Annotated in this window: 22 protein-coding genes; 4 read left to right on the top strand and 18 right to left on the bottom strand. The window is 68.7% G+C overall.

All coding sequences use genetic code 11. From position 1 onward, the window contains the following. Nucleotides 1–23: 23 nt before the first annotated feature. Nucleotides 24–890 carry a methylglyoxal synthase gene (locus tag Q5Z10_RS00475; RefSeq protein ID WP_303637407.1) on the top strand — a complete coding sequence of 289 codons (867 nt, stop codon included), beginning with the start codon at nt 24–26 and terminating at the stop codon, nt 888–890. Nucleotides 891–999: 109 nt separating this feature from the next. Here Q5Z10_RS00475 and Q5Z10_RS00470 read toward each other — a convergent pair whose 3' ends face one another. Genes Q5Z10_RS00470 through ttcA form a run of 3 tightly spaced genes read right to left on the bottom strand, consistent with a single transcriptional unit; the run spans nt 1,000 to nt 3,701 of the window. Next, nucleotides 1,000–1,779: a M48 family metallopeptidase gene (locus Q5Z10_RS00470; RefSeq protein ID WP_303637406.1), complete on the bottom strand. Its 780-nt coding sequence runs from the start codon at nt 1,777–1,779 to the stop codon at nt 1,000–1,002. Nucleotides 1,780–1,838: 59 nt separating this feature from the next. Next, nucleotides 1,839–2,744: a recombination-associated protein RdgC gene (locus Q5Z10_RS00465; RefSeq protein ID WP_303637405.1), complete on the bottom strand. Its 906-nt coding sequence runs from the start codon at nt 2,742–2,744 to the stop codon at nt 1,839–1,841. Between the two features lie 36 nt (nt 2,745–2,780). Further along, a complete protein-coding gene (gene ttcA, locus Q5Z10_RS00460; protein WP_303637404.1) occupies nt 2,781–3,701 on the bottom strand; it encodes a tRNA 2-thiocytidine(32) synthetase TtcA in 921 nt (306 codons plus the stop codon). 90 nt (nt 3,702–3,791) lie between these two features. Between ttcA and Q5Z10_RS00455 the strand changes: the two genes are divergently transcribed. After that, on the top strand, nt 3,792–3,995 hold the full coding sequence (locus Q5Z10_RS00455) for a YdcH family protein (RefSeq protein WP_303637403.1): 204 nt from the start codon (nt 3,792–3,794) through the stop codon (nt 3,993–3,995). Nucleotides 3,996–4,065: 70 nt separating this feature from the next. Here Q5Z10_RS00455 and Q5Z10_RS00450 read toward each other — a convergent pair whose 3' ends face one another. The 6 genes from Q5Z10_RS00450 to Q5Z10_RS00425 all read right to left on the bottom strand — a co-directional run bounded on the left by Q5Z10_RS00450 (nt 4,066) and on the right by Q5Z10_RS00425 (nt 10,976). After that, nucleotides 4,066–4,422, bottom strand: a complete 357-nt coding sequence (locus tag Q5Z10_RS00450) for a hypothetical protein (protein ID WP_303637402.1) — start codon at nt 4,420–4,422, stop codon at nt 4,066–4,068. After that, entirely contained in the window at nt 4,419–7,055 is a 2,637-nt protein-coding gene (gene plsB, locus Q5Z10_RS00445) for a glycerol-3-phosphate 1-O-acyltransferase PlsB (protein WP_303637401.1), read from the bottom strand. Before plsB ends, Q5Z10_RS00450 begins: the two co-directional genes overlap by 4 nt. Then, nucleotides 7,055–8,008, bottom strand: a complete 954-nt coding sequence (locus Q5Z10_RS00440; protein WP_303637400.1) for a hypothetical protein — start codon at nt 8,006–8,008, stop codon at nt 7,055–7,057. Before Q5Z10_RS00440 ends, plsB begins: the two co-directional genes overlap by 1 nt. 280 nt (nt 8,009–8,288) lie before the next feature. Continuing rightward, nucleotides 8,289–9,113: a S1 family peptidase gene (locus Q5Z10_RS00435; protein WP_303637399.1), complete on the bottom strand. Its 825-nt coding sequence runs from the start codon at nt 9,111–9,113 to the stop codon at nt 8,289–8,291. Between the two features lie 217 nt (nt 9,114–9,330). Beyond that, nucleotides 9,331–10,056 (bottom strand): orotidine-5'-phosphate decarboxylase, encoded by a 726-nt coding sequence (gene pyrF / locus Q5Z10_RS00430; RefSeq protein ID WP_303637398.1) that lies wholly within the window; start codon nt 10,054–10,056, stop codon nt 9,331–9,333. Next, nucleotides 10,053–10,976, bottom strand: a complete 924-nt coding sequence (locus Q5Z10_RS00425; RefSeq protein ID WP_303637397.1) for a 5'-nucleotidase, lipoprotein e(P4) family — start codon at nt 10,974–10,976, stop codon at nt 10,053–10,055. Before Q5Z10_RS00425 ends, pyrF begins: the two co-directional genes overlap by 4 nt. 101 nt (nt 10,977–11,077) lie before the next feature. On the opposite strand from Q5Z10_RS00425, the gene Q5Z10_RS00420 reads away from it, so the two are divergent. Next, entirely contained in the window at nt 11,078–11,728 is a 651-nt protein-coding gene (locus Q5Z10_RS00420; protein ID WP_303637396.1) for a YceH family protein, read from the top strand. Nucleotides 11,729–11,766: 38 nt separating this feature from the next. Here the strand turns inward: Q5Z10_RS00420 and Q5Z10_RS00415 are convergent, their stop codons facing one another. From Q5Z10_RS00415 to Q5Z10_RS00400, 4 genes are all read right to left on the bottom strand, one after another. Next, entirely contained in the window at nt 11,767–12,291 is a 525-nt protein-coding gene (locus Q5Z10_RS00415; protein WP_303637395.1) for a GNAT family N-acetyltransferase, read from the bottom strand. A 91-nt stretch (nt 12,292–12,382) separates the two neighbouring features. Beyond that, nucleotides 12,383–12,868 (bottom strand): DUF3592 domain-containing protein, encoded by a 486-nt coding sequence (locus tag Q5Z10_RS00410; RefSeq protein ID WP_303637394.1) that lies wholly within the window; start codon nt 12,866–12,868, stop codon nt 12,383–12,385. A 21-nt stretch (nt 12,869–12,889) separates the two neighbouring features. Beyond that, on the bottom strand, nt 12,890–13,630 hold the full coding sequence (locus Q5Z10_RS00405) for a DUF3592 domain-containing protein (protein WP_177179515.1): 741 nt from the start codon (nt 13,628–13,630) through the stop codon (nt 12,890–12,892). A gap of 107 nt (nt 13,631–13,737) precedes the next feature. After that, on the bottom strand, nt 13,738–15,714 hold the full coding sequence (locus Q5Z10_RS00400) for a UvrD-helicase domain-containing protein (protein WP_303637393.1): 1,977 nt from the start codon (nt 15,712–15,714) through the stop codon (nt 13,738–13,740). 101 nt (nt 15,715–15,815) lie between these two features. On the opposite strand from Q5Z10_RS00400, the gene Q5Z10_RS00395 reads away from it, so the two are divergent. Continuing rightward, nucleotides 15,816–16,436: a thymidine kinase gene (locus tag Q5Z10_RS00395; protein ID WP_303637392.1), complete on the top strand. Its 621-nt coding sequence runs from the start codon at nt 15,816–15,818 to the stop codon at nt 16,434–16,436. Nucleotides 16,437–16,790: 354 nt separating this feature from the next. On the opposite strand, the gene Q5Z10_RS00390 is transcribed toward Q5Z10_RS00395, so the two are convergent. The 5 genes from Q5Z10_RS00390 to Q5Z10_RS00370 form a co-directional block, all read right to left on the bottom strand. Continuing rightward, complete coding sequence (locus tag Q5Z10_RS00390) at nt 16,791–18,395, bottom strand: OpgD/OpgG family glucan biosynthesis protein (protein ID WP_303637391.1); 1,605 nt, start codon at nt 18,393–18,395, stop codon at nt 16,791–16,793. 48 nt (nt 18,396–18,443) lie between these two features. Further along, nucleotides 18,444–20,921 carry a serine/threonine-protein kinase gene (locus Q5Z10_RS00385; protein ID WP_303637390.1) on the bottom strand — a complete coding sequence of 826 codons (2,478 nt, stop codon included), beginning with the start codon at nt 20,919–20,921 and terminating at the stop codon, nt 18,444–18,446. A gap of 18 nt (nt 20,922–20,939) precedes the next feature. Continuing rightward, the gene (locus Q5Z10_RS00380) at nt 20,940–21,506 is read right to left on the bottom strand and encodes an ECF-type sigma factor (RefSeq protein WP_303637389.1); all 567 of its coding nucleotides are present in this window, start codon (nt 21,504–21,506) and stop codon (nt 20,940–20,942) included. A gap of 68 nt (nt 21,507–21,574) precedes the next feature. Then, nucleotides 21,575–22,387: a bifunctional DNA-formamidopyrimidine glycosylase/DNA-(apurinic or apyrimidinic site) lyase gene (mutM, locus tag Q5Z10_RS00375; protein WP_303637388.1), complete on the bottom strand. Its 813-nt coding sequence runs from the start codon at nt 22,385–22,387 to the stop codon at nt 21,575–21,577. A 9-nt stretch (nt 22,388–22,396) separates the two neighbouring features. Next, nucleotides 22,397–23,182 (bottom strand): hypothetical protein, encoded by a 786-nt coding sequence (locus Q5Z10_RS00370; RefSeq protein ID WP_303637387.1) that lies wholly within the window; start codon nt 23,180–23,182, stop codon nt 22,397–22,399. Between the last annotated feature and the right edge of the window lie 14 nt (nt 23,183–23,196).

The following is a 23,196-nucleotide window of genomic DNA, read 5'->3' as shown; positions in this document are numbered from 1 at the left end:
TCTACCCTTCCCCGGAGCTATCGATGCGCATCGGTCTGGCCGCCAACCGCCTCCATCACCACGACGCGCGCGCGGCCCTGTTCCGCTGGCTGCGCGCGAGCGAGTCCGGGCTGCGCGAACTGGGCGTGACGCTGTGCGCGGTCGGGCGCACCCATGACGCGATACAGCGGCACGGCTTCCTCAGCGGTTACCCCGGCCTGCAGGGCTATCCCTACGGTCGCCAGGGTGGGCTGATGAAACTGGTCGCCGAGGTGGTGGGCATGGGTGCCGAGCGCACGCTGGACGGTGCGATCTACCTGATGGATCCGGTGGATCCCTCTTCGGTGTTTCCCGAAGCAACCGCGCTCAAGCGCCAGTGCGTGATCCACGCGAAGCCCTTCATCTCCACCGTCGCCACGGCGCGCGACTGGGTCGAGGTCGAGCGGGTGCACGCCGGCATGGCCGCCGATGCCGGTGCCGACGACCTGCATGCGTTCGAGGACCAGACCCTGGCCCTGATCGCGCACGACGCGATGAAGCCGGCCATGCTGGCCTTCGCCGACGAGCACTTCGATGTGCTGGCGCGGTTCGCGGAGCGGGTGGCCACCGGCACCACCGGCCAGCGCCTGAACGAACTGGCCTGGAGCCGTGGCTGGCCCGCCGATACGCCCTGGGTGACGCGCTACCAGAGCGGGCCGATGGGCGGCGACGCGCAGATTGCCGACCGGGTGCTGGAAGGGCGCTGCCAGCGCGCGATCTTCTTCGAGGATCCGCATGTGGCGCGCCAGCATGAGGCGGATATCCAGCTGCTGGAGCGTGCGGTGACGACGGTGACCGACCAGGCGGTGTGCATCACGGCGCCGCGGGTGGCGGCACGCTGGGCAGCGGCGGCGGCGTTGCGGGCGAGGTGAGGGTTGCGGTCGCGGGCTTCACCCTCTGTTGTAAAGCCCCTTCTGCTGAAGGGGCGTGGCGAAGGCGGGGGTAGAGAAGAAAGCGTGGGCAACGGCGGCAGCGCTGGCGCTACAGCAGTTGCCGAAGCATCGCCTTCAGGCGCCGACCTTCCAGCTGGAAGTAATCGCGCTGCGCGCGCCAGTCGGGGAAGCGTGTTTCCACTTCGTGCCAGAACGCGGGCGAGTGATTGGCCTGGATGAGATGGCAGAGTTCGTGCACCAGCACGTATTCGAACGCTTCCGGACGACCGAGCACCAAGGCCAGGTCCAGTGCCATGCTGCCATCGGGAGCCAGCGAACCCCATTGCGATGACATCACTTTCAGGCGCAGCCGGCTGGGCGCACGCGGCAGGCCCGGCAGGTATTTGGGCAGCCAGCGGCCGACGTCGGCGCGGGTCTGCGCTTCGTAGAACTCACGCAGCAGGCGCCGCAGCGTCGCATCGCCGGCACGTGTCGGCCACTGTACGCAGGCGCCCTGGTCATCGATCTCCAGCCGCGCATAGCGGCCTTCCTGCCAGCGCAGCGGCAGCAGTTGACCACGCAGCGGCAGGACGCCATCAACGCCGGGCTGCAATGCGGCCGGCAGGGCATGGCCCTGGTAATGGCGCAGCTGCAGGCCCAGCCATTCGCGATGCTGTTCCAGAAAGCGTTCGCCCATCGCCAGGCTGGCGCGCGGCGGCAAGGTCAGCCGCGCACCGCGCTCGTCCACGCTCAGCTTGATCCGGCGCGCACGCGGATCGCGTACGCGCAGGACCTCGATCTCAGCATCGTCCAGGCGCAGGCGCACCGTGTCGCGCTGCACGGTGGCGGGCGGGACCGGCGAGATCAGGCGGCGCAGCAGGCGGCTCATGCAGCAAGCATAGCGCCGCTTTGGGCCGCCGGATGACCGGCGGCCTGCCGGGTGCCTGTTCAGTCGGCCTTGCTGAGTTTGAAGGCCTCTTCGAGCAGCAGGAACAGGCGGCGGATCTCCGCACTCTGCAGGGCGAAGCGGGCGTCGAACTCGGCGCGGCGGCCGTCTTCGTCGGCGTGTTCCAGCTGGTCCAGCGCGCCGTCGAGGAACTTCAGCTTGCGCACGATCAGGTCATCACCGAGCACGAAGGACAGGTTGTCCTCGAACACCAGTGCCAGCTTGGTGACCTGCTTGCCGGCATCCAGGTGCTTGTCGATCTCGTCGCAGCGCAGTTCCTGGTGCTGGCACTTGACCACCGCGCCGCCTTCCACCGGGTCCTTCATCTCGCACTCTTCGCCCAGGCTCAGCCCGGTCGGCAGCGGCTCGCCGGCAATCCAGCCGGTCAGGATCGAGCGCGGCGCGACTTCGGCGTTCAACGGCATCGCCGGGAAGCTGCCAAGCAGGCCGCGGATGTCGGACATGAAGTATTCGCCGGTCTTGCGGCTGGAGGTATCCACGACCACGTAACCGTGCAGCTGGTCGATGAACGCATCGTTGCGCGAGGACTTCACGAAGGCGCGCGGCAGCAGCTCGTGCAGCAGATCGTCCTTCATGCGCTTGCGCTCGCGGCCGCCGGGACGGCGACCTTCCTTCTCCTCGATCTCCTCCAGCTTGCGCTCGAGCAGGTCGTTGACCACCGCACCGGGCAGGATCTTGTCCTCACCGCCCACGGTCAGCCACAGATGTTCGGCGATACGGTGCGAAAACACCTCTTTCTCTTCACGGCCGAACGGCGACATGAAGCCACGCGAGTTCATTTCCAGCGCGCCCACCGGCTTCAGCAGGGCGTGCGGCAGCAGGGTGTCGACTTCGGAAAAATCGGTGCTGGTCGGGAAACGGAAGAACGTCAGGTTGCGAAAGAACATGGAATTCCGGAAGGCAAAGGGAAAGGGCGCCCGCCCTCAATGGGCAGGCGTCTGTGGGTCGGCGTCGGGCTCGGCCGGTGCGGCCGCCAGCCAGGCTTCGGCCGCGGGGTGCGCCGCATCCTCGCGGCGACCCAGGGCCATGAAGTCGAACAGGTTCGCATCGGCCAGCTGCGCAGGACGCACGTCGGCCATCGCACGCGCGATCTGCTCGATGCGGCCGGGGTGGTCCTGGTCCCACTGCCTGAGCATCTGGCCGACCTGGCGACGCTGCAGGTTTTCCTGGCTGCCGCACAGGGTGCAGGGGATGATCGGAAACCGCCGGGCCTGCGCGTACGCGGCGATGTCGTGTTCGCGCACGTAGGCCAGCGGGCGGATCACCACATGCTGGCCGTCATCGCTGAGCAGCTTCGGCGGCATGGCCGCCAGCCGGGCATGATGGAACAGGTTCATGAACAGCGTGGCCACCATGTCGTCGCAATGGTGGCCCAGCGCGATGCGGGTGAAGCCGTGGGCCTTGGCGTGGTTGTACAGCGCGCCACGACGCAGGCGCGAGCACAGCGAACACATCGTGCGGCCCTCGGGAATGACCCGGCTGACCACCGAATAGGTGTCCTGTTCGATGATCTGGTAGGGCACGCCCAGCCCGGCCAGGTAGCCGGGCAGCACCTGTTCGGGAAAACCGGGCTGCTTCTGGTCCAGGTTCACCGCCACCAGCTCGAACGGCACCGGCGCCTTCTTCTGCAGCTGCAGCAGCAGGTCCAGCAGGGTATAGCTGTCCTTGCCGCCGGACAGGCAGACCATGACCTTGTCGCCGGCCTGGATCATGCCGAAATCGGCGATGGCCTGGCCCACCTGGCGGCGCAGGCGCTTGCCCAGCCGGTCCAGCCCGCGCCCGGCCGCGCGCGCATCGCGCGGCGCGCGCTGCGGAGGATCGGGCAGGGAAATCACGGCGGTCATGCCCCCATTCTAACGGCTTGCGGCGGCCCGGACCCGGGGTCGGAATTCCCCTCTCCCGGCAGTCATCGTCGCTGTGTATGCTCGGGGACTGTGGACACCTACAGCGCCGCCGAAATCGTCGAGCACCTCGTCGCCCTGCGCGCCGAGCACCGCGCGCTGGATGAACAGATCACGCGCATGGCCGCCAACGGCGAGGACGAGCTGGAGTTCAAGCGCCTGAAGCGGCGCAAGCTGCAGTTGAAGGACTGCATCGCGCGGCTGGAAAGCCTGCAGATTCCCGACGAACCGGCCTGACCGCTGCGCCCGTCCGCGGCCGACAGCGCGGCAGTTCCACGCCAGGGGGAGCCGGCCATCGGGCCACGGCTCAGCGCGGCAGTTCCAGCTCCGCACGCCATGCAGCCTCGCCGTCCACGCTCAGCGCACAGCGGTGCCGGCCGCCCTCCAGCGTACAGCGCAGCCGCAGCGGATGGCCGTACCAGTCACCGACCAGGCCCTGGCGCGCGGCATCCTCGTCGCCCGCCACCCGCACCTCACCCGCCAGCCACAGCTGGTAGCGCGCCGGCTGTCCGCCCCCATGGTCGACACACAGGCGGACCGGCGCATCGGCCAGACGCCCGGGCAGGGTGTCCTCGACACAGGCCGTTGCCGCCTGCGCCGCGATCGCGCCGGCGCCGCCGGCGGCAGCTGCCACCGCCAGGGCAACCGCGCGAAGCAGGCTCACTCCTGCGGCGCCGGTTCTTCCGGGCGAGCCGCTTCCGGGCTGACCCGTTCGATGGTGTGGCGCAGTTCGCGGCCGAGGATGAACTTCGCATCCTTGGCCCAGGCATCCAGGCGGTCGTCGAACAGCAGCCTGCTGTTCTCGTCCGGCCACACCAGGCGCAGTTCGCGCAGCTTCTGGATGAAGCCGCGGAACAGCGACTTGTCGAAGAACTCCGGCGCGGCCGGGGCGTAGAGCAGGCTCAGACGCTGCGCGGCCTGCTGGCACAGGCTTTCCAGTTCCGCCGCGCCGAGCGTGCCGGGGCCGTTCTTCACCAGCACCGAAATGGCGATGTAGTAGCGCTCGAAGGCCTGCTGCAGCGAGTGGCCGATCGCCCGCAGGCGGAACACTTCATCGGTCTGCCCGGTATTGCGGGCCAGGATGCCGCCGTCGTCTTCGTTGACGTTCTGCAGCAGCCCTTCCCGCACGAACACGTCGATGGTCTGATCGATGCGCTGGGCGAACTCGTCCTCGGTCCAGGGCAGGAACAGCTCGGCCTGCAGGAACGGGTACACCGTGCGGCCCAGCTGGACCAGGCCGGTGCGGCTCATGCGGCGGTTGTTCTGGAAGCAGCAGGCCACCCACGAGGACGCGGTGAACAGGTGCACCACGTTGTTGCGGAAGTAGCTCAGCAGCACCGCGGTATCGCCACTGACACTGAGCACGTCGCCCAGCGGGTGCTTGATGCGGGTGAGCACGTTGATCTCTTCGGCGTGGGCGATGATCCGCTCCGGCGAATGCGGCGTCACCGTCACCCGGCCCGAGTACGGCATCTCCACCAGCAGGGTCTTGCACAACTCGATCTGCGCGATCAGGTCGGCCTCGCCCATCGCATGCTTGGGCGTGGACAACAGCGCCAGCGCCAGCAGGTTGATCGGGTTGACGTCGGCCGCGCCGTTGATGCGCACCTGGATGCGCTCGGCCAGCGTGTCGACGGTGGTCGACAGCCAGGACGGCTTCTCGTCCTCGGCAACCGCTTCGCCGCCCCACTCCGGCGCCTTCTCGGCCAGCACGTCGTTGAGCGCGATCGGTTCGCCGAAGTTCACCACCACCTGGCCGTAGTTCTGCTTGAGCACCTTGGGGATGCCCCACAGCAGCTGCCAGATCGATTCCTTTTCCTTCGGCCGCCCGGACAGCTCGTCCAGGTAGCTGCCGCCTTCCATCAGCTTCTCGTAGCCGATGTAGATGGGCTGGAACAGCACCGGCTTGCGCGGCTGGCGCAGGAACGCGCGCAGGGTCATCGAGATCATGCCGCCCTTGGGCTGCAGCAGGCGCCCGGTGCGCGAGCGCCCGCCCTCGACGAAGTATTCGATGGAATAGCCGCCGGCCACCAGCTGCGCCACGTACTCGCTGAGCACGGCCGAATACAGCGCGTTGCCACGGATCGAGCGGCGGATGAAGAAGGCGCCGCCCTTGCGCAGCAGGGTGCCGACCACCGGCAGGTTGAGGTTGATGCCGGCCACGATGTGCGGCGGCACGATGCCACGGTCGTACAGCAGGTAGGACAGCAGCAGGTAGTCCATGTGGCTGCGGTGGCTGGGCACGTACACCACTTCGTGGCCCGGCGCGGCGGCCTTGAACTTGTCCAGGTGGTGCACCAGCACGCCAGCGTAGATGCGGTTCCACACATGGCTGAGCATGAAGCTGGCCGAGCGCACCACCGGGCTGGAATAGTCCGCGGCGATTTCCCAGGCGTAGGCGTGCGCCTTCTTCCAGGCATCGGCCGGCTTGCTGTTGTCACGCTTGGCCTGGGCAGCGATCGCCTCGCGCACCGGTTCGGCGGCCAGTACCTGGTCCACCAGCAGGCGCCGGGTGGACAGGTCCGGGCCGATCACCGATTCGCGGATACGGCGGAAATGGGTGCGCAGCACGCGCTGCAGCTTGCGCACCGTACGTTCCGGCTCCAGGCCCTCATCGACGGTGCTGCGCAGCGATATCGGCGGTGCGAAGCGCACGATGGTGTTGCGGCCGTTCAGCAGCAGGCCCAGCAGGCGGCGGAAGCGACCGACCAGCGCCCAGTTTTCCGAGAACAGCACGGCGAACCAGCCGCTCTGCTTGTCCGGGGCGCGGCCGACGAAGATCGACACCGGCACCAGGTGCACGTCCAGGTCATCGCGCACGCGATGGGCCTGCAGCACCTTGGCCAGCGAGTCGGAATGGGTCTTGGCGCCACGCTGCTCGGGGATCAGCGAGTTGCTGGAGCTGCGCCGCGAGAGGGCCAGGTAGGCGCGCTTGCGGCCGGTCGGGTCACCCGCCAGCGGCACCAGCGGCGAGGGCAGGCCCGCCTGGCGGCAGGCCTTGTCCAGGATCAGCGCGTTGGACAGACCGTAGTCTTCCAGCACGTACATGACCGGACGGCCATCGTTGTACTGGCCCGGATCTTCCGGCTCGATCTTCAACGACAGCCACGGCTCGACCAGACGGCCAAGCAGGCGTGCCCACAGCGGCCGGCGGCCCGCCGGGCGCGCGTGCACGGGCGCCGCCGCCGGGCTCACGCCGGTGTCGGTCGAGGGGGACGCCGGCGCCGTGTCGGCGGGCGTCGGCTGGGATTCTTCGCCGGGGAACGGCAGCGGGTTCTGTTTCGACATCGACGTCATTATGGCTTAGCCGACGGCGTTGCCGCTTCCCCATCGCTGGCCGGGTCGGTCGCCGGCGGCGGCACGGCGGCGGCGCGCGCGGCATCGGCCTGGCGCAGCAGGGCATCGGTGTCGGCCAGGGTGCGGGTCAGGTACCAGTGGCCCTCGCGCCGGCTCAGCGGCACCTGCACGGTCATCGCCCGCCCGGCAAGCTCGTAGTGCAGACGGACCAGCGCGTTGTCGCCCTGCACCGACAGCAGCTCACCGCGCACGCTGTGCAGCGCCTCGTCCACCCCCAGCCCGTAGCTGGCCAGGACCGCCTTCACGGTGTGGATGAACGGGGCCAGCTGCTGCAGGCTGCCTTCCATGCCGGCGGCCTGCAGCCCGGCTTCATCCTGGAAACCGACCTTGGCTGCGGCACTGGTCAGCGCGGCGATGCTGCTGCGGGCACGGGCCCGATCGCTGATCGGCGCCTCCCCGGCCCAGGCGGCCAGGGTCTGCACCAGCTGGATGTAATGGGCCTGCTGGCCTGGGGTGTAGCCCTTCTGGTGGCGCAGGTACTGCACCCCGAAGTTGCCCATCGACTGCGCGGCCTGGCGCACGGCGCTGGCCTGGCCGGCCAGCTGGCGGTCGAAACTGCGCTGCAGCTGCACGCTGGCGGTGGGCTCGCGCAGCGCGGCCAGCATCGGCAGCAGCTGGTCGCCCAGCGGCAGCTCGGTCAGCGGCCACTGGCTGTGGCCCTCGGCCCAGGCCTGCTGCAGACGCTGGTACTGGCTTGGCGGTACCGCCAGGCGGGCAAAGCCGACCAGGTCATCCTCGGCCAGCCGCTGCGCCATGGCCTGTACCGCGGCGACCGGTTCGGCCGGCGCCGCAGCCGGGTCGCTGCTGGAACCACGGCACGCCGCAAGCGCCAGCAGCAGCGTCGCCGCCAGCCCCCACCCCCGCGCAGACCTTCCCCGTACTGCCACGTTCATGCCATCGGACTCCCCGGACCGGTCCGCATCTTGCGGCCTGCACGGTGACAGCGGCAAGCCGGGCCGTCACGGTTTCCCGCATCGCGCGCGCAACCGATTGATCTGGATAAAAAAAGAGCCCGGATCACTGGGATCGCAGGCTCTTCAAGCCGGCACGGGGCCGGAGGACAGTAGTGTGGCGCATGTCCGGCCCGAGGGCCGGATGGCGGCGATCGTACGCTGCCATTCAACTTAAGGCAATACTTCACATAATTCGTTGTAACCATTTGATTTTATTGAATCAATCACGCTGCCAGACGGCCTCGATGAAATCTACGGCGTGTTTTTCGGCGATTCGGGCATAAACGCCGGGGTAGCCGGCCAGTGCGCAGCCCTCGCCCCAGCTGACAATGCCGAACTGGGTCCAGCCCGCGCGCAGGCGCAGCAGCAGCGGGCCGCCGGAATCACCCTGGCAGCTGTCGATGCCCTCGCGGCCGGCGCAGATCACCTTGCCGCGCGACAGTTCACCGCCATAGGCCTGCTGGCACTCGGCAAACGGCACGAACGGCACCTGCACGGTCTGCAGTCGGGTGGGATAGCGACGGTCCTCGCTGATGTCGGTATCTCCCCAACCGAGGACCGTGAATGCGCGACCCGGCTTCAGCAGGTTGGCATCCGGCCGCAGCCGCAGCGCCACCGGCTGGGCATCGGCCAGCGGCGCGCTGAGCTGGATCAGGGCCACGTCGTGCTCAAGCGAGTTGCCGCTGTTGAACGCCGGATGCAGGTGGATGGCCTTGATGTTGGAGGCCCGCAACGACGGCTCGCTGGACAGCGTGACGGCACCGCCCAGCACGGCCAGATCACCCGGCCGGTCGCCCTCCACACAGTGAGACGCGGTCAGTATCCAGGACGGGGAAATCAGCGTTGCCCCACACCAGTGGCGGCCATGGTCGCTGTCGCCGAGTGACAGGCGCTGGATGCTGACCATGAAGGGATACTCGCCCGGCTGGGCGGCCTCGCCGCCAATGATGCGGGGCGCTTCGCGTGGCGCTGGCGCCGCGATGGCACTCGGGGTGCTGGACGCGGCAAGCAGGCCGGCCAGCAGCAGCAGGGTGTTGCGATCCATGTAGGTGTACTCCCTTGATCGTGAGTGGGCCGGCCAGCCAGAGGCCGTGCCGGTTCACCGATTGGGAAGTACAGGGAACGCGCCATGGCACCGAACGGCGCACAGTTTTCGCCGCTGGGGATGGTTGCGACAGAATCAGCCGCACAAACGCGAACGCCATCCCATGCGGACCGGGATGGCGTTCGGGTTACCAGCGTGATCGCTGCCGGCAGGCGACTCAGCGTGTGGCCAGAGCCGTCGCGATTTCCTGCTGGATGGCGCGTGCGGCGGCCTGCGGATCGGCGGCCAGGCGGATCGGGCGACCGACCACGATGGCGTCGGCGCCATCGGCGAAGGCCTGGGCCACGCCGACCGTACGCTTCTGGTCATCGCCGACCGGGCCACCGGGGCGGATGCCTGGGCACACGATCGAGAACCCGGCACCGGTGGCGGCGCGGATCGGGCCGGCTTCCTGGCCCGAGGCGATCACGCCGTCGATGCCGGCCGCCTGGGCGGCCAGCGCACGCTCGACCACCACGTCCACCGGCTCGCGGTCGATGCCCATCTGCGCCAGGTCGGGGCGGCCCATGGAGGTCAGCACGGTCACCGCCAGCAGGCGCATGTCGCTGCCGTTGGCGGCCACACAGGCCTCCATCATCGCCGGGTGCCAGCCATGGATGGTGGCGTAGCTGACCGGCCACTGCGACAGGCGCTTGATCACGGCGGCGGCGGTGGCCGGGATGTCGAAGAACTTCAGGTCGACGAACACGCGCTTGTCGCGGCGGGCCAGTTCATCGAGCACCTGGAAGTACTCGCCGGAGGCCAGCAGCTCCATGCCGATCTTGTAGAACGCCACGCTGTCGCCCAGGCGGTCCACCCACTCCAGCGCCTGTGCGCGGTCCGGGACATCCAGGGCGAAGATCAGGCGCTCGTCGTCGCGCAGCGGCAGCGGGGCGCGGCTCACGGTGCGTAATCCAGCGCGGCGCGCTTGGCATCGTGGCGGGCCTGGCGCGACTGGCTGTAGTCATTGTTGAACTGCGCCGGCTCGAAGCCGCCGTAGGTCGGGTTCGGCAGCATCCACCAGCGCTCGCCGAACCAGTCGTGGTACTGCTGCAGCAGCGCGTCACGGCCTTCGTTGGTGTTGGCGGTCACTTCCGCGAAGTCACCCAGCTGGTCGCCGAACTGCATCAGCACCCGGTACTTCTGCCCGGCCAGGCGGCGGCGGCAGTTCTTCTCGCTGCCGGCCTGCTCGCAACCTTCGACCACGGTGCCCAGGCCGAGGAACACGCTGTCATCGGTCACCGGCAGGCCCTGCTCGCGCAGGTTGGCCAGGGTCGCCTCCTTCAGGTGCACGGCGCGGTTGGAGATGTACAGCAGGGTGACGCCCTTGGCGTTGGCGGCCTTGGCGAAGTCGACCACGCCGGGGATCGCCTTGGCCTTCTTTTCGGCCACCCACTGGTCCCAGGTCATCTCATCGTATTCCTTGCCGTCGCGGACCAGGCGCGCCTGGTAGGGCGAGTTGTCCAGCACGGTCTCGTCCACGTCCAGCACCACCGCCGGCTTCAGGCCCTTGGCCGCGTTGCCGCGTTCTTCCGGCACCAGCGCGTCCCAGTGGGCTTCCTTCAGCGCGCCGTCGAGGCGGTCGGCGGCGGCGCGGTAGGTCTGCTCGGTGATCGCCCTGTACTCCTGCGCGCGCTGCATCCACAGCACCGCATTGAGGTTGTCGTTGGCGCTTGCATCGCGCGCGCCATCGGCCTTGGCGGCGGAGGCCGGCGCCTGCGGGGCAGCGGCTTCGGCAGCAGGCGCCTCCACGCGCTTGCAGGCGGACAGGCCCAGCGCCGCGGTGGCGAGCAGGGTCAGGGACAGGGAAACAGGACGACGCATGGATTCACCGGCAATCAGATATACCGGCGCATTTTACCGGCAAAGACCGCCCTGGGACGGCTATGCTTGGCGGTTGACCCGTTGCCCATCCGGAGGCCGCCATGACCGATTCCAGCCAGACCCCCGACGTCCCCCTGCTCGACGCCGTGCAGGCCCGCCTGCTGGGCTGCCTGGTGGAAAAGGAGGCGACCACCCCGGACACCTACCCGCTGACGGTCAACGCCGCGCAGTCGGCCGCCAACCAGAAGACCGCCCGCGAGCCGGTGATGAATGTCGATGCCGGCAGCGTGCAGCACGCCCTGCGCCAGCTGGAGACGATGGGCCTGGCCCGCCAGCATTTCTCCTCGCGCGCGGACCGCTATGAGCACCGCCTGCAGGCGGCGCTGGACCTGACCCGGCAGCAGACCGTGCTGCTGGCGCTGCTGCTGCTGCGCGGGCCGCAGACGCTGGGCGAACTGGTCACCCGCAGCGAGCGCCTGCACCGTTTCACCGATGCCGACGAAGCCCGCCACGCCATCGAGCGCCTGCAGCAGCGCGCGCTGCTGGTGGTGCTGCCGCGCGCCAGCGGCCAGCGCGAAGACCGCTACATGCACCTGCTGTGCGGTGAAGTGGACGGTGCGGCGCTGGCGGCGAAGTTCGCCAGCAGTGGCGGCGGCAGCGACGCCGCCGCCCCCGGCCTGGCCGAGCGCGTGGCGCAGCTGGAAGTGGCGGTGGCCGAGCTGCAGGCGCAGCTGGCCGAGCTGCGTGGCTGAAGGCGCGGGTGCCGGCCGCTGGTCGGCACCGGCCGCGTTCAGACCTGCGCCGCACCCGGCGTGGCATACAGCCGGCTGGGGGTTTCGATGCCCGGCAGCTGGATGACGCCCCGTTCCTGCATGCCCAGGCCCAGCAGGATCCTGCCGGACACCGCGTTGCCCAGGTCGGTGATGCCATACAGGTCCTGCAGGCCCAGCGTGCCGCGCGCGTGCTGGAACACCGCCCGCGCCGCTTCACCGGCATAGCCCTGCCCTGCGAACGCCGACAGCACCGCATAGCCGATGTCCGGCCCGGGCAGGCCGTCACGCCGCACCAGCCCGGCATTGCCCAGCCATTCGCCATCGGCCAGCCGTTCGATGGCATACATGCCGAAGCCATTCAGCGCATAAGCGGGCAGCACGCGCAGGGCGATGTACTCGCGCGCCTGTTCCTCGCTGCGCACATTGCGATCGCCGATGAAGCGGACGAAGCCGGGATCATTCAGCAGTGCCAGCATCGGTGCCGCATCGCGGTCTGGTTCCAGGCGGCGCAGCCGCAGGCGTTCGCTTTCGATGGGATGCATGGGTGGGCTCCGGAAGGAATACCTCGATTTTGCAACGCCAGCGCCCGCCGTGCGGCACGCTCAGGCCAAGTGGGCCACTACGATGCCCAGCCTAGCCACATGCCCCGTCACGCTGGCCGAACAGGATCGGCCAGTAGCGCACGCACAGGCGATGGACGCATGCGGCGATCAGGCAGAACCCCATGCCCATCAGCGCCAACAGCAGCGGTGCGCCCCAGCGCAATCCCGGGTGCTGGATACGAGCCTTGGAAGGCATGTCGCCGGGATATAGCACCTGTACCTGTTCGCCGACCACGTACAGTGGTGCCCCGGTAGCAAAGGACGCGGTGAACTGAATCATCTGCCCCTGTGCGGTCTGGAACCTCACCACCGGGCGATGCAGGGTGATGTCACGTGCGGGCATCCCCTCCATTTCCGACCGGGCATCCTCTGCCTGGACGGCCACCACCGTTCCGGTTACGGAAACGGCCTTGCGCGCGAAACGCTGGACGTCCACGAACAGCCAGGCGGCGGCCAGAAGGATCAGCAGGCCCACGGCAAAGAAAAACAGCAAAAAACATCTGAGGAGGGTGGGCATGGTGCTGGCCGGGTTGATCGATCAGCGTGCCGGTGCCGGCGCTGATCGAATGAAGGAAATATCGACATGGTAGTAGCGCGGATTGCCCGGCATGACATGGACATCCAGTTCACGCCCACTCACCTGTGCACGGGGATCGGCCCAGAGATACGCACTGTGGAAGACATGCCATCGAGTGGTTTCAGGATCGCGCCAGGCGCAGACGATGACGAACGGATGCCTTCCCCCCGAGAATACTCCGCGATCGCGCTTGATCGCCCGGACCTTGGCTTGCACCCGTGTCCCGTGGCGAAGGAGCTGCCTGCGCCGCCATGCCCTCGCCGCCTGCGGCAGGTGCAGAAGTCCCACCCCCAGCAAGAATGGGCCGCCGGTCACTCCCAGTATGACGCTCAGGCCCCAGGGTGATGAGAGCGAACGCACCAGGGCCTTGTCCGGGCGGTCCGGCAGGTACAGCACATCTACATGATCGCCCGTCATGTAGGCACGATGGCGGGTACGACCTGCGAAGAACCGCATCACTTGCCCGCTGCTGGTAGTGAAGTCCACCCAGTACAGGAACTTCACCCCTGAAGTGCGCGAACCACCGCGATCAACGCTGACGGCATCCACATGGGTGATCCTGCCATCGGCAATGACCGCCGCATCGAGGAAGCGCCTGGCCCCAACGTAGGCCAGAAGCGCTGAAACAAGCAGGACCAGGCCCAGCCCGAGGAAGGTACGGGTGAGAACAGCAGGGATATCGTTGGACACGATGAAAGACACGGCGCGCACTTCGGGTGCGCTCACACTAGGCCTTAACCCGATGCAGGCTCAAGGCCAGAAGCGTCAATCGGACGGATTGGAATACCACTTTAGTGGCTTTTCGATCCTCAATCGAACAGCGCCTCGATCGCGGCCAACCCCGCCGTCGCGCGCTCCTTCTTCCGCGCCGCATCCGCCACCGGGTCGGCGCCATCGCGCTGGATCTCCTCGGCCGGAATCTCGTCGAAGAACCGGCTCGGCTTCAGCCGCACGTGCTCGCCGAACTTGCGGGTGAGCTTGCTGTAGCTCATCCACAGCTGGATCTTGGCGCGGGTGATGCCCACGTACAGCAGGCGCCGCTCTTCCTGCAGATTGCCCTCGTCCAGACTGACCTGGTGTGGCAGCACGCCGTCTTCGCAGCCGACGATGAACACGTACGGGAATTCGAGGCCCTTGGAGGCGTGCATGGTCATCATGCGCACCTGGTTGCCGCCCTCGTCCTTGTCGCTGCGTGACAACAGCGCCAGCTGCCCGGCCAGATCGGCGGCGGTGGCACCGCGCGGGCCACCCTCGAACCACTGCGCCAGTTCCTCGATGTTGTTGGCACGGCGCTGGTAGCTGGCCTCCTCCTTGGCCTGCTGGCGCAGTTCACTCAACAATCCGGATTCCTTGGCGACCTTGCGGATCATGTCACCGGAGCTGACCTGCCGGGTCTGTGCGCGCAGGTCGCGCAGGATGTCGGTGAAGCGCGCCAGGCTGTTGGCCGCGCGCGGCGGCAGCTGCTGCAGCGCGCCGATCGCCTCGGCAGCCTGCGCCATCGGCATGTCCTTTTCCTGCGCCAGTTCGGCCAGCCTGGCCAGCGTGCCTGCGCCGACGTCGCGCTTGGGCGATTGCACCGCACGCATGAACGCGGTGTCGTCGTCCGGGTTCACCAGCAGCCGCAGCCAGGCCAGGGTGTCCTTCACTTCCTGGCGCTCCAGGAACATGGTGCCGCCGGTCAGGTGGTAGGGAATGCGCAGCAGCTGCATCGCCTTTTCCAGCGGACGCGACTGGAAGTTGCCGCGGAACAGGATGCAGAAATCACTCCACGGCACGTTGCGCGACTGCGCCACGAAGGCGATTTCGGCGGCGACCTTCTCCGCTTCGTGCTCGCTGTTGCGGCACTCCCACACGCGGATGCGCTCGCCATCGGCCTGGTCGCTCCACAGCTTCTTCAGGTGCTCATGCGGATTGTTGGCGATCAGCGCGTTGGCGGCGCGCAGCACGCGGTTGGAGCAGCGGTAGTTCTGCTCCAGCTTGATGATTTCCAGCATGGGGTAATCGCGCCCCATCTGCTGCAGGTTTTCGGGATTGGCGCCACGCCAGGCGTAGATCGACTGGTCATCGTCGCCGACGCAGGTGAAGTTGCCCTTCTCACCGGCCAGCTGCTTGAGCAGCCGGTACTGCGCGTCGTTGGTGTCCTGGCATTCGTCCACCAGCAGGTAGCCGATGCGCTCGCGCCAGGCCAGGGCGATGTCCGGATTCTCTTCCAGGATCTGCACCGGCAGACGGATCAGGTCATCGAAGTCGACCGCATTGAACGCGGTCAGCCTCAGCTGGTAGCGCTCGTAGACGCTGGCCGCTTCCTTCTCGCGGTTGCTGCGTGCGGCGGCCATCGCCTGTTCGGGCGACAGGCCGGCGTTCTTCGCGCGCGACACCAGGTTCTTCATGTCCTCGATGTCGTCGGGCTTGGCCCCGTGCATCAGGTCCTTGATCTGCGCAGCGGCATCGTCGGCGTCGAAGATCGAGAATCCACGCTTCAGGCCCACCGCCGCGTGCTCGATCTGCAGGAACTTCAGGCCCAGCGCGTGGAAGGTGCAGATGGTCACCTCGTCGGCGTCCTGCTCACGCAGGCGCTTGGCCACGCGCTCGCGCATTTCCTTGGCCGACTTGTTGGTGAAGGTGATCGCGGCGATGCGGCGGGCCGGATAACGGCCACAGCCGATCAGGTGCGCGATCTTCTCGACGATCACGCGCGTCTTGCCGCTGCCGGCGCCGGCGAGCACCAGCAACGGTCCTTCGATGTGCAGGACGGCGGCGGCTTGGGGGGGATTGAGACCGTGCATTGGGTGGGGATTGTAGCGGGCGATGGTGGCGGCCACAGCCCGCCGCCGGTGGGGTTGCTGAACGGCGCCGGCCGCCTGCGGCGGCGGCGTACAATCGGCCGATGGCCAAGCTCTATTTCTACTATTCGGCGATGAACGCCGGCAAGACCACCACCCTGCTGCAGAGCGCGCACAACTACCGCGAGCGCGGCATGCGGGTGGCCATCCTCACCCCGCGCCTGGACGACCGGGCCGGCGCCGGCGTGGTCGCCTCGCGGATCGGCCTGCGCGCCGACGGCATGGCCTTTGAACGCGATACCGACCTGCAGCAGTGGGTGGCCGACGACCTGCAGGCCAACGGTCCGCTGGGCTGCGTGCTGGTGGACGAGGCGCAGTTCCTCAGCCGTGCCCAGGTCTGGCAGCTCAGTGAGGTGGTCGACCAGCTGCGCATTCCGGTGCTGTGCTACGGCCTGCGCACCGATTTCCGCGGCGAGCTGTTCGAAGGCAGCCAGTACCTGCTGGCCTGGGCCGACGAGATGCAGGAGATCAAGACCATCTGCCACAGCGGCAAGAAGGCGACGATGACCGTGCGCGTGGACGAGCATGGCCGCGCGGTACAGGACGGCCCGCAGGTGGAGATCGGCGGCAACGAGCGCTACGTCTCGGTCAGCCGCGCGGAGTTCAAGAAGATCACCCGCGGCGAAGGCCGGATCGATCCGGCGCAGGCGCCCCTGCCGCTGTAAGGGGGGTTCTTTTGCAGGGCTTGCAGCCCTGCACCTGCAGAAGCAACGGCAACGTCAGAGGCCTGCATTCTGTGGGATGGCGGGGCGGCTGTTAGTAGGTGTCGATCTTGGTCGACACATCTGTCAGATATCGAATGAAATTCCGACAGATCGCAGAAATCTGTCGAAGGCGGGGTGGGTCCGGTGGCGGGAGTGTCCGCGGCATGGATGCCGCGGCCAAGCCCCCATGGACGGGTTTACGGCGTCTCCCGCCACCGGACCCACCCCGCCAACCCACGGAATGCCCGCTTTTGACGTTGACGTTGACGTCAGTAGGTGCAGGGCTGCAAGCCCTGCAAACCCACCACCCCCCTCTTAGTACAGCGTGCGCTCCGGCGCACCCGCCGGCGGCGGGGTGTACTGGTACAGCCAGGTTTCCGTAAGGGTCCTGCCGCCACTGCGCAGGAACAGGCGGATGTCGATCTGCTCGGTGCTGCCCTCCGGCGGCACCAGGTCGAACATCGCGCGATAGCCCTTGATCTCGCGCAACGGCCGCGCCGACACGATCTCGACCCGGCCGCGGCTGGCCTCGACCACCGCTTCCACGTCGCCCTTGTCGATCAGGCTGGCCAGCTCGCCGCCTTCGAAGTCGACCGCGAAGCGCCAGGAGAAGTACTCGCGCTTCTTGCCGATCACGCCGCCCAGGCCGGTCCGGCTGGCCACGCAATGGGCCAGCGGCGTATGCGCCGGCGGCTGCGCGCCCCAGTACAGGCGATAGCCGACCAGCAGTTCCTGCCCCGGCTGCGGCTTTGCCTTCGGGTTCCAGAACGCCACGATGTTGTCGAAGGTTTCATCGACGGTGGGAATCTCCACCAGCTGCACCGAACCTTCGCCCCACTCGCCCTTGGGCTCCACCCACAGGCACGGGCGCTTCTCGTAGAACACGCCGTCATCCTGGTAGTGGTCGAAGTTGCGGTCACGCTGCAGCAGGCCGAAGCCGCGCGGGTTGCGATCGACGAACATGTTGAAGCGCAGGTTGCGCGGGTTGCACAGCGGCCGCCAGATCCACTCGCCGGCGCCGGTCCACAGGGACAGGCCATCGGTATCGTGGATTTCCGGGCGCCAGTCCCAGCCCATGCGGCGATCGTTCTCGCCCACCTGGTACATGCTGGTGCACGGCGCGATGCCCAGTCGCTCGATGGTCGCGCGCGGATACAGCGCACTGTCGATGTCCATCAGCAGCACATCGCCGTTGGTGATCGCGAAGCGGTAGGCGCCGGCCACGCTGGGCGAATCCAGCAGCGCATAGACGATGATCGTGTCCGAATCGGCGGCCGGCTGTTCCAGGTAGTAGGCGATGAAATCGGGGAATTCTTCCGGCTTGCCCATGCCGGTATCGATGGCCAGGCCGCGCGCGGACTGTCCGTACTGGCCTTCCTTGCCCACCGCGCGGAAGTAACTGGCACCGAGGAACGCAGCGAAGTCGCGGTCGGTATCCTTGCGGGTGTTGAGGCGGAACCCGGCAAAACCGAGGTCGGCCGGCAGCTCCCCGTTCTTCAGGCCACTCTTGCCGTAGTTGAACGCGGCGCCGTCGTAGGCCAGTTCCTGCGCCTTGCCGTCGACCACATCGAACATCCGCACCGGCGAATGGAAGTACAGGCCCAGGTGGAAGAACTTGGCCTGGAACCTGCCAGGCTGGTCGGCCCACAGCGCATGGTCCTGGCGGTAGCCGATCGACTGGTACTGGTCCCAGTCCAGGGCTTCCAGGCGGCCGGGCAGCACCCGCTTGTGGCTCTTGTAGGGCGCCTGCGCCAGCGCGCGCGCCTGGCCCTTCAGGGTGGCGAAATCGAAGGGCTGCGGCTGGCCGAGGCGGCGCAGCCCCAGCTGCCCGCTGTTGCCGGCCGCGCAGGCCGGCAGCGAAGGAAGGCCGAACGCGGCCAGGGCCAGGGAAGCATTGCGGAGGAAGTCGCGTCGTTGCATGCAGGCGCGGGAGCAGAAGGAAGGTCGGCCATCATAGGCAGACAAACGTTAACGGGCAGCGGTGGGAGCGCTGCGCTGTTCAGCCTGCGTGACCGCGGCGATGCGCGCGTCCAGCGCGCGCAGGTCCGGCGCCTGTGGCCCGCGCTGCGCCAGCAGCAGCTGCCGTGCTTCGGTCAGCACGCTGCGCGCGGCCGCCCACCGGCCCGCTTCCTGCAGCGCCTGGCCCTGCGCCAGCAGCGCCTGCGGCAGCAGCGCCACGTGGTCAGGCTGGCGCCAGATCGCCGCCGCCCGGGCATAGTGCGCCGCCGCTGCCGCCGCGTCACCGTTGTCGGCAGCCCATCTGCCCAGCGCGAACTCGCCATGGCCGATCTCGCGGTGGCCCGGTCCCAGCGCACCCAGCAGCTGCGCCTGCACCTGCCGCAGCTCGCGCCCGGCCGCCTCGTGCTCACCGCGCTGCAGCGCCAGCAACGCGCGCGCGCGGCGCACCACCAGCGCCTCAGGGTGACGCGGCCCCCATGCGTCCTGCGCCGACTGCCAGGCCAGTTCCAGCTCGGCCGCCGCCGCCCCGGTGTCGCCTTGGCGGGCCAGCGCGTCACCCAGTTGCCGGTGCAGGCTGATCACCTGCGGGCTGCTGGCGTCGGCGGGGTGGCCGAGCAGCGCCAGCGCCTGCCGGTACCCGGCCAGGGCGGCCGGCAGGTGGCCGGCGGCCGCATCCAGGGCTGCGAGGTCGGCCAGCGATTCGGCGCGGCCGAAGCGCTCGGCCATGCCCTGCCCGCGCAGGGCCAGCGCATGCTGGAAGGCCCGTCGTGCCGCATCGGCGTTGCCCAGCTCGGCCTGGCAGCGGCCGAGCTGGCTGTGGAACTCGGCTACCGCCGCCGGCAAGGCCGCCGCCTCGCTGGCGGCCAGCGGCTGCAGCGGCTGCAGATGGGCCAGGCACTCGCGGCCCCGGCCCAGCATGCGCAGCGCGCGCCCGCGTTGGGTCACCGCTTCGATCTGCAGCGCCGGCGGCACCTGGCCGACCTCCTGCAGCAGCTGCCGCTGCCGGTCCAGGGTCTGCAGGGCCAGCTGGTAGTCGCCCAGGCCGATCCGCAGGCGCCCGATCACCCCTTCCAGCTCGGCCAGCGCCAAGGGCTGGTCGGCCAGCTCGGCCTCGCCACGCTGCTGCCCGGCGGCCAGCAGCTGCGGCACGTCGAAATGGCCATGGCGCTGGCTGGCGGCCTTGTCGAACAGGCCGACAGTGAAATCCTGCATGGCCTGGGCCCGGGCCATTTCCAGCCGCGCCTGGCGTGCCTGCCACAGCGCGCTGGAGGTCGCCAGCAGCAGGGCCAGCACCGACAGCGTGGCCAGCGCCACGCCCCAGCGATGGCGGCCCACGTACTTGCGTACGCGGTAGCCCACACCCGGCGGTCGCGCCTGGATCGGCTGCCCCTGCAGGTACCGTCGCAGGTCACCGGCAAGCGCTTCGGCCGAGGCATAACGTTGCGCCGGGTCCTTCTGCAGTGCCTTTTCCAGCAGCAGGTCCAGGTCTCCGCGCAGGCGCCGCGCCTGCCGTTGCAGCGCGCGGCGCGGCGCGCCCGGTTGCGCGGCCAGCCGCTGCAGCAGTGCCGAGGCGCGCGGTGCCTGCACATCCAGGATCGAGCGCTCCCACTCGGCATCGCTGTGCCGGCGCAGGCGGTAGGGCTTGTGCCCGGTGACCACCTCGAACAGCACCACGCCCAGCGAATAGACGTCGGTCAGGGTGGTCATCGCCTCGCCGCGCACCTGTTCCGGCGCGGCGTAGTGCAGGGTGAAGGCGCGGATCTCGGTGGGCGGGTGCGCCGCGTTCGCGCCGTCGTGGTCGTGGTCGTGGTCGAGCAGCTTGGCGATGCCGAAATCGAGCAGCTTCACCGTGGCGTCGCCGCGGACCAGGATGTTGGACGGCTTGAGGTCGCGGTGCACCACCAGGTTGGCATGCGCATGGCTGACCACCGCACAGACCTGCAGCATCAGCTGCAGACGGGTTTCCAGCGGCGGCTGCAGGCGCCGGCAGTAGTCACTGATCGGTTCGCCTTCCACGTAGTCCAGCGCCAGGTAGGGCTGCCCGTGCTGGTCCACGCCGGCATCCAGCAGCTGGGCCAGGTGCGGATGCTGCAGGCGGGCCAGGATCTGCCGCTCGCGGCCGAAGCGCTGGCGCAGGCCCGGGTCGGCCACGCCGCTGCGCAGCAGCTTCAGAGCCACCTGGCGCTGGTACAGGCCATCACAGCGCTCGGCCAGCCAGACCTCCCCCATGCCCCCTTCGCCGAGCGGCCGCAGCAACCGGTAGGGGCCGACTTCACTGCCGGCACGCCCCGGCGGCGCGGCAGTCCACAACGGCTGGGCCATGAAATCATGGCTGTCCGCTTCCTGCTGCAGCAGCCGCTGCAGCTCCTCGCCCAGGGTCGGGTCCTGTGCGCTCAGCCGTTGCAGGCGCAGCTGCCGGGCTTCCGGCGCCAGCTCCAGCAGCTGGTCCAGCCAGGACGACAATTGCTGCCAGCGGGCGGCGTCCATGGCAGTGCTCGGCGTCGGCTAGTCGCTGCGCATCGCAGCCAGCAGGAACAGCCGTGCCTTCTGCCAGTCACGGCGGATGCTGCGTTCCGAACGCTGGCTCAGCTCGGCGATCTCCAGTTCGGACAGGCCGGCGAAATAGCGCAGTTCCACCACCCGGGCCAGGTGCGCGTCGAGGGCCTGCAGGCGCTCCAGCGCCACGTCCAGCGCCAGCAGATCTTCGTCCAGGCGCACGCCGCTGCTGCTGTTCTCGGGAATCTCGGCCACCCGCTTGAGATCGCCACCGCGCTTGCGTGCGAGCCGGTTGCGCGCGTAGTCGACCACCACGCTGCGCATGGCCGAGGCGGCGTAGGCGAAGAAGTGCGCGCGGTCTTCAAAGCGCGCCGCGCCACGGCTGCCCAGCAGCTTCAGGTAGGACTCGTGCACCAGCGAGGTCGCATCCAGGGTGCGGCCCTGCTGGCCGGCCAGCTGGCGCCGGGCCATGCTGTGCAGTTCCTGGTACAGCGTGGTGAGAACGCGGTCGAGCGCAGCGCGGTCACCACTGCGCGCGGCGTCCAGCCAGACGGTGATATCCGGTCCTTCATCCATCGCCCACGTCCCCCGCAGCGGATGCTGGCTGGACTATAGCGCCGCCCGTGTGCAGCGCATGAAGACGTTCAGCGCTGGCAGTGGCTGCACCAGACGCTCGCGCGCTGGCCGATGGTGGCGTGTTTCAGCGCGCGGCCGCAGGTCGGGCACGGCAGACCGTCGCGGCCATAGACCAGCAGCTCCTGCTCGAAGTAACCGGGTGCGCCATCGGGGCTGATGAAATCGCGCAGGGTGGTGCCGCCACGGGTGATGGCGTAACCCAGGGTTTCCTTCACCGCCGTGGCCAGCCGCTGATAGCGCGCACGCGAGACCTTGCCGGCTTCGCGCAGGGGACTGATGCCGGCCTTGAACAGGCTTTCGGCGGCGTAGATGTTGCCCACCCCCACCACCACTGCCTGGTCCATCAGGAAGGTCTTCACCGGCGCGCTGCGGCCGCGGCTGCGGGCAAACAGATAGTCCCCGTCGAAGGCATCGTCCAGCGGTTCCGGGCCCAGCCCCTGCAGCAGCGGATGGACCTCGCCGGCCGGCTGCCACAGCAGGCTGCCGAAGCGGCGTGGATCGTTGAACCGCAGCAGGCGGCCGTTGTCCAGGCTGATGTCCACATGGTCGTGGCTGCGCAGTGGCGTATCCCCCGGCAGCACGCGCAGGCTGCCGGACATGCCCAGGTGCAGCACGGCGCTGCCTGCGGTGGTATCCAGCAGCAGGTACTTGGCACGGCGGCGCACCGCGTCGATGCGCTGGCCAGGCAGCTGCCCGGCCACTTCCGGTGGAATCGGCCAGCGCAGGTCGGCACGGCGCAGGATCACCCCGTGTACGCGGCGGCCTTCGAGGTGCGGCGCCAGGCCACGACGGGTGGTTTCGACTTCGGGCAGTTCGGGCATGCGGCGATTCTAGCCCTCCTGTCCAGCGGGCAGTGCGGGCGGCGCCGGGGTGCGGTCCGGGAACAGGGTCGGCAGGGTCGCGGCGAAGCTGGCCACGCACGCTTCGGCGTAACGCTCGGCGGTCTGCCGGGCCAGTGCGTAGTCGTCGGCCTGCCACGCATCCAGCGACGCCGAAACCGGTTCGGCGACACGGCAATGCGCGCCCTCACCACCGGTCAGGCGCATGGTCGGCAGCTTGCGCCGGTAGGGAAAGCCCAGGTCCACGTCCTGCCGCAGTTCGTACTCGGTCCCGGCGTTGCCGAGTTCCTTGTAGATCAGGGTAAAGTCGCCCACGGTGACCTGCACCGGCCGCTCCTGTTCGGGAATGGCGCCGGGATGGGCGCTGAAGTACGCCGCCAGGGCTGCCCGCGCCTGCTGCTCCATCGCGCTGAAGGCCGGGTTCGGCACGGTCTCCACGCGGCTGCCCTTCAACTGATCCTTCCTGAAGCCGCTGCCGCCGATGACACCGGAGAACAGCGAAACCGCGGCCTGTGCTGCAACGACCTTGCCGGTGGTGGAGCGCTGCACCAAGCGCAGCGTGCGGTCGCCGACCGGCTGGCCATCGGCATTGGTCTGCAGCCGGGTGCTGGTCGGCACCCGGTGTTCCCACGCAGGTGACAGCGGTACCGCATCCGCCTCCTGCTGCGGTTCGGCGTCGGTGGTCACCGCCACCGCCGGTTCGTCGGCCAATGCCGGTGCGGTCCAGGCGAGGCCGCCGAGCAGAGCGGCGGCGAGGAGGGCAGGGTTTGCATTCATGGGGGATCCTTGGA

The sequence above is a fragment of the Stenotrophomonas sp. 704A1 genome (assembly GCF_030549525.1).
Classification (GTDB): Bacteria; Pseudomonadota; Gammaproteobacteria; order Xanthomonadales; family Xanthomonadaceae; genus Stenotrophomonas; species Stenotrophomonas tuberculopleuritidis.
Note: the sequence above shows the minus strand (reverse complement) of the source record. Positions and strands in the feature narration are given on the sequence as shown.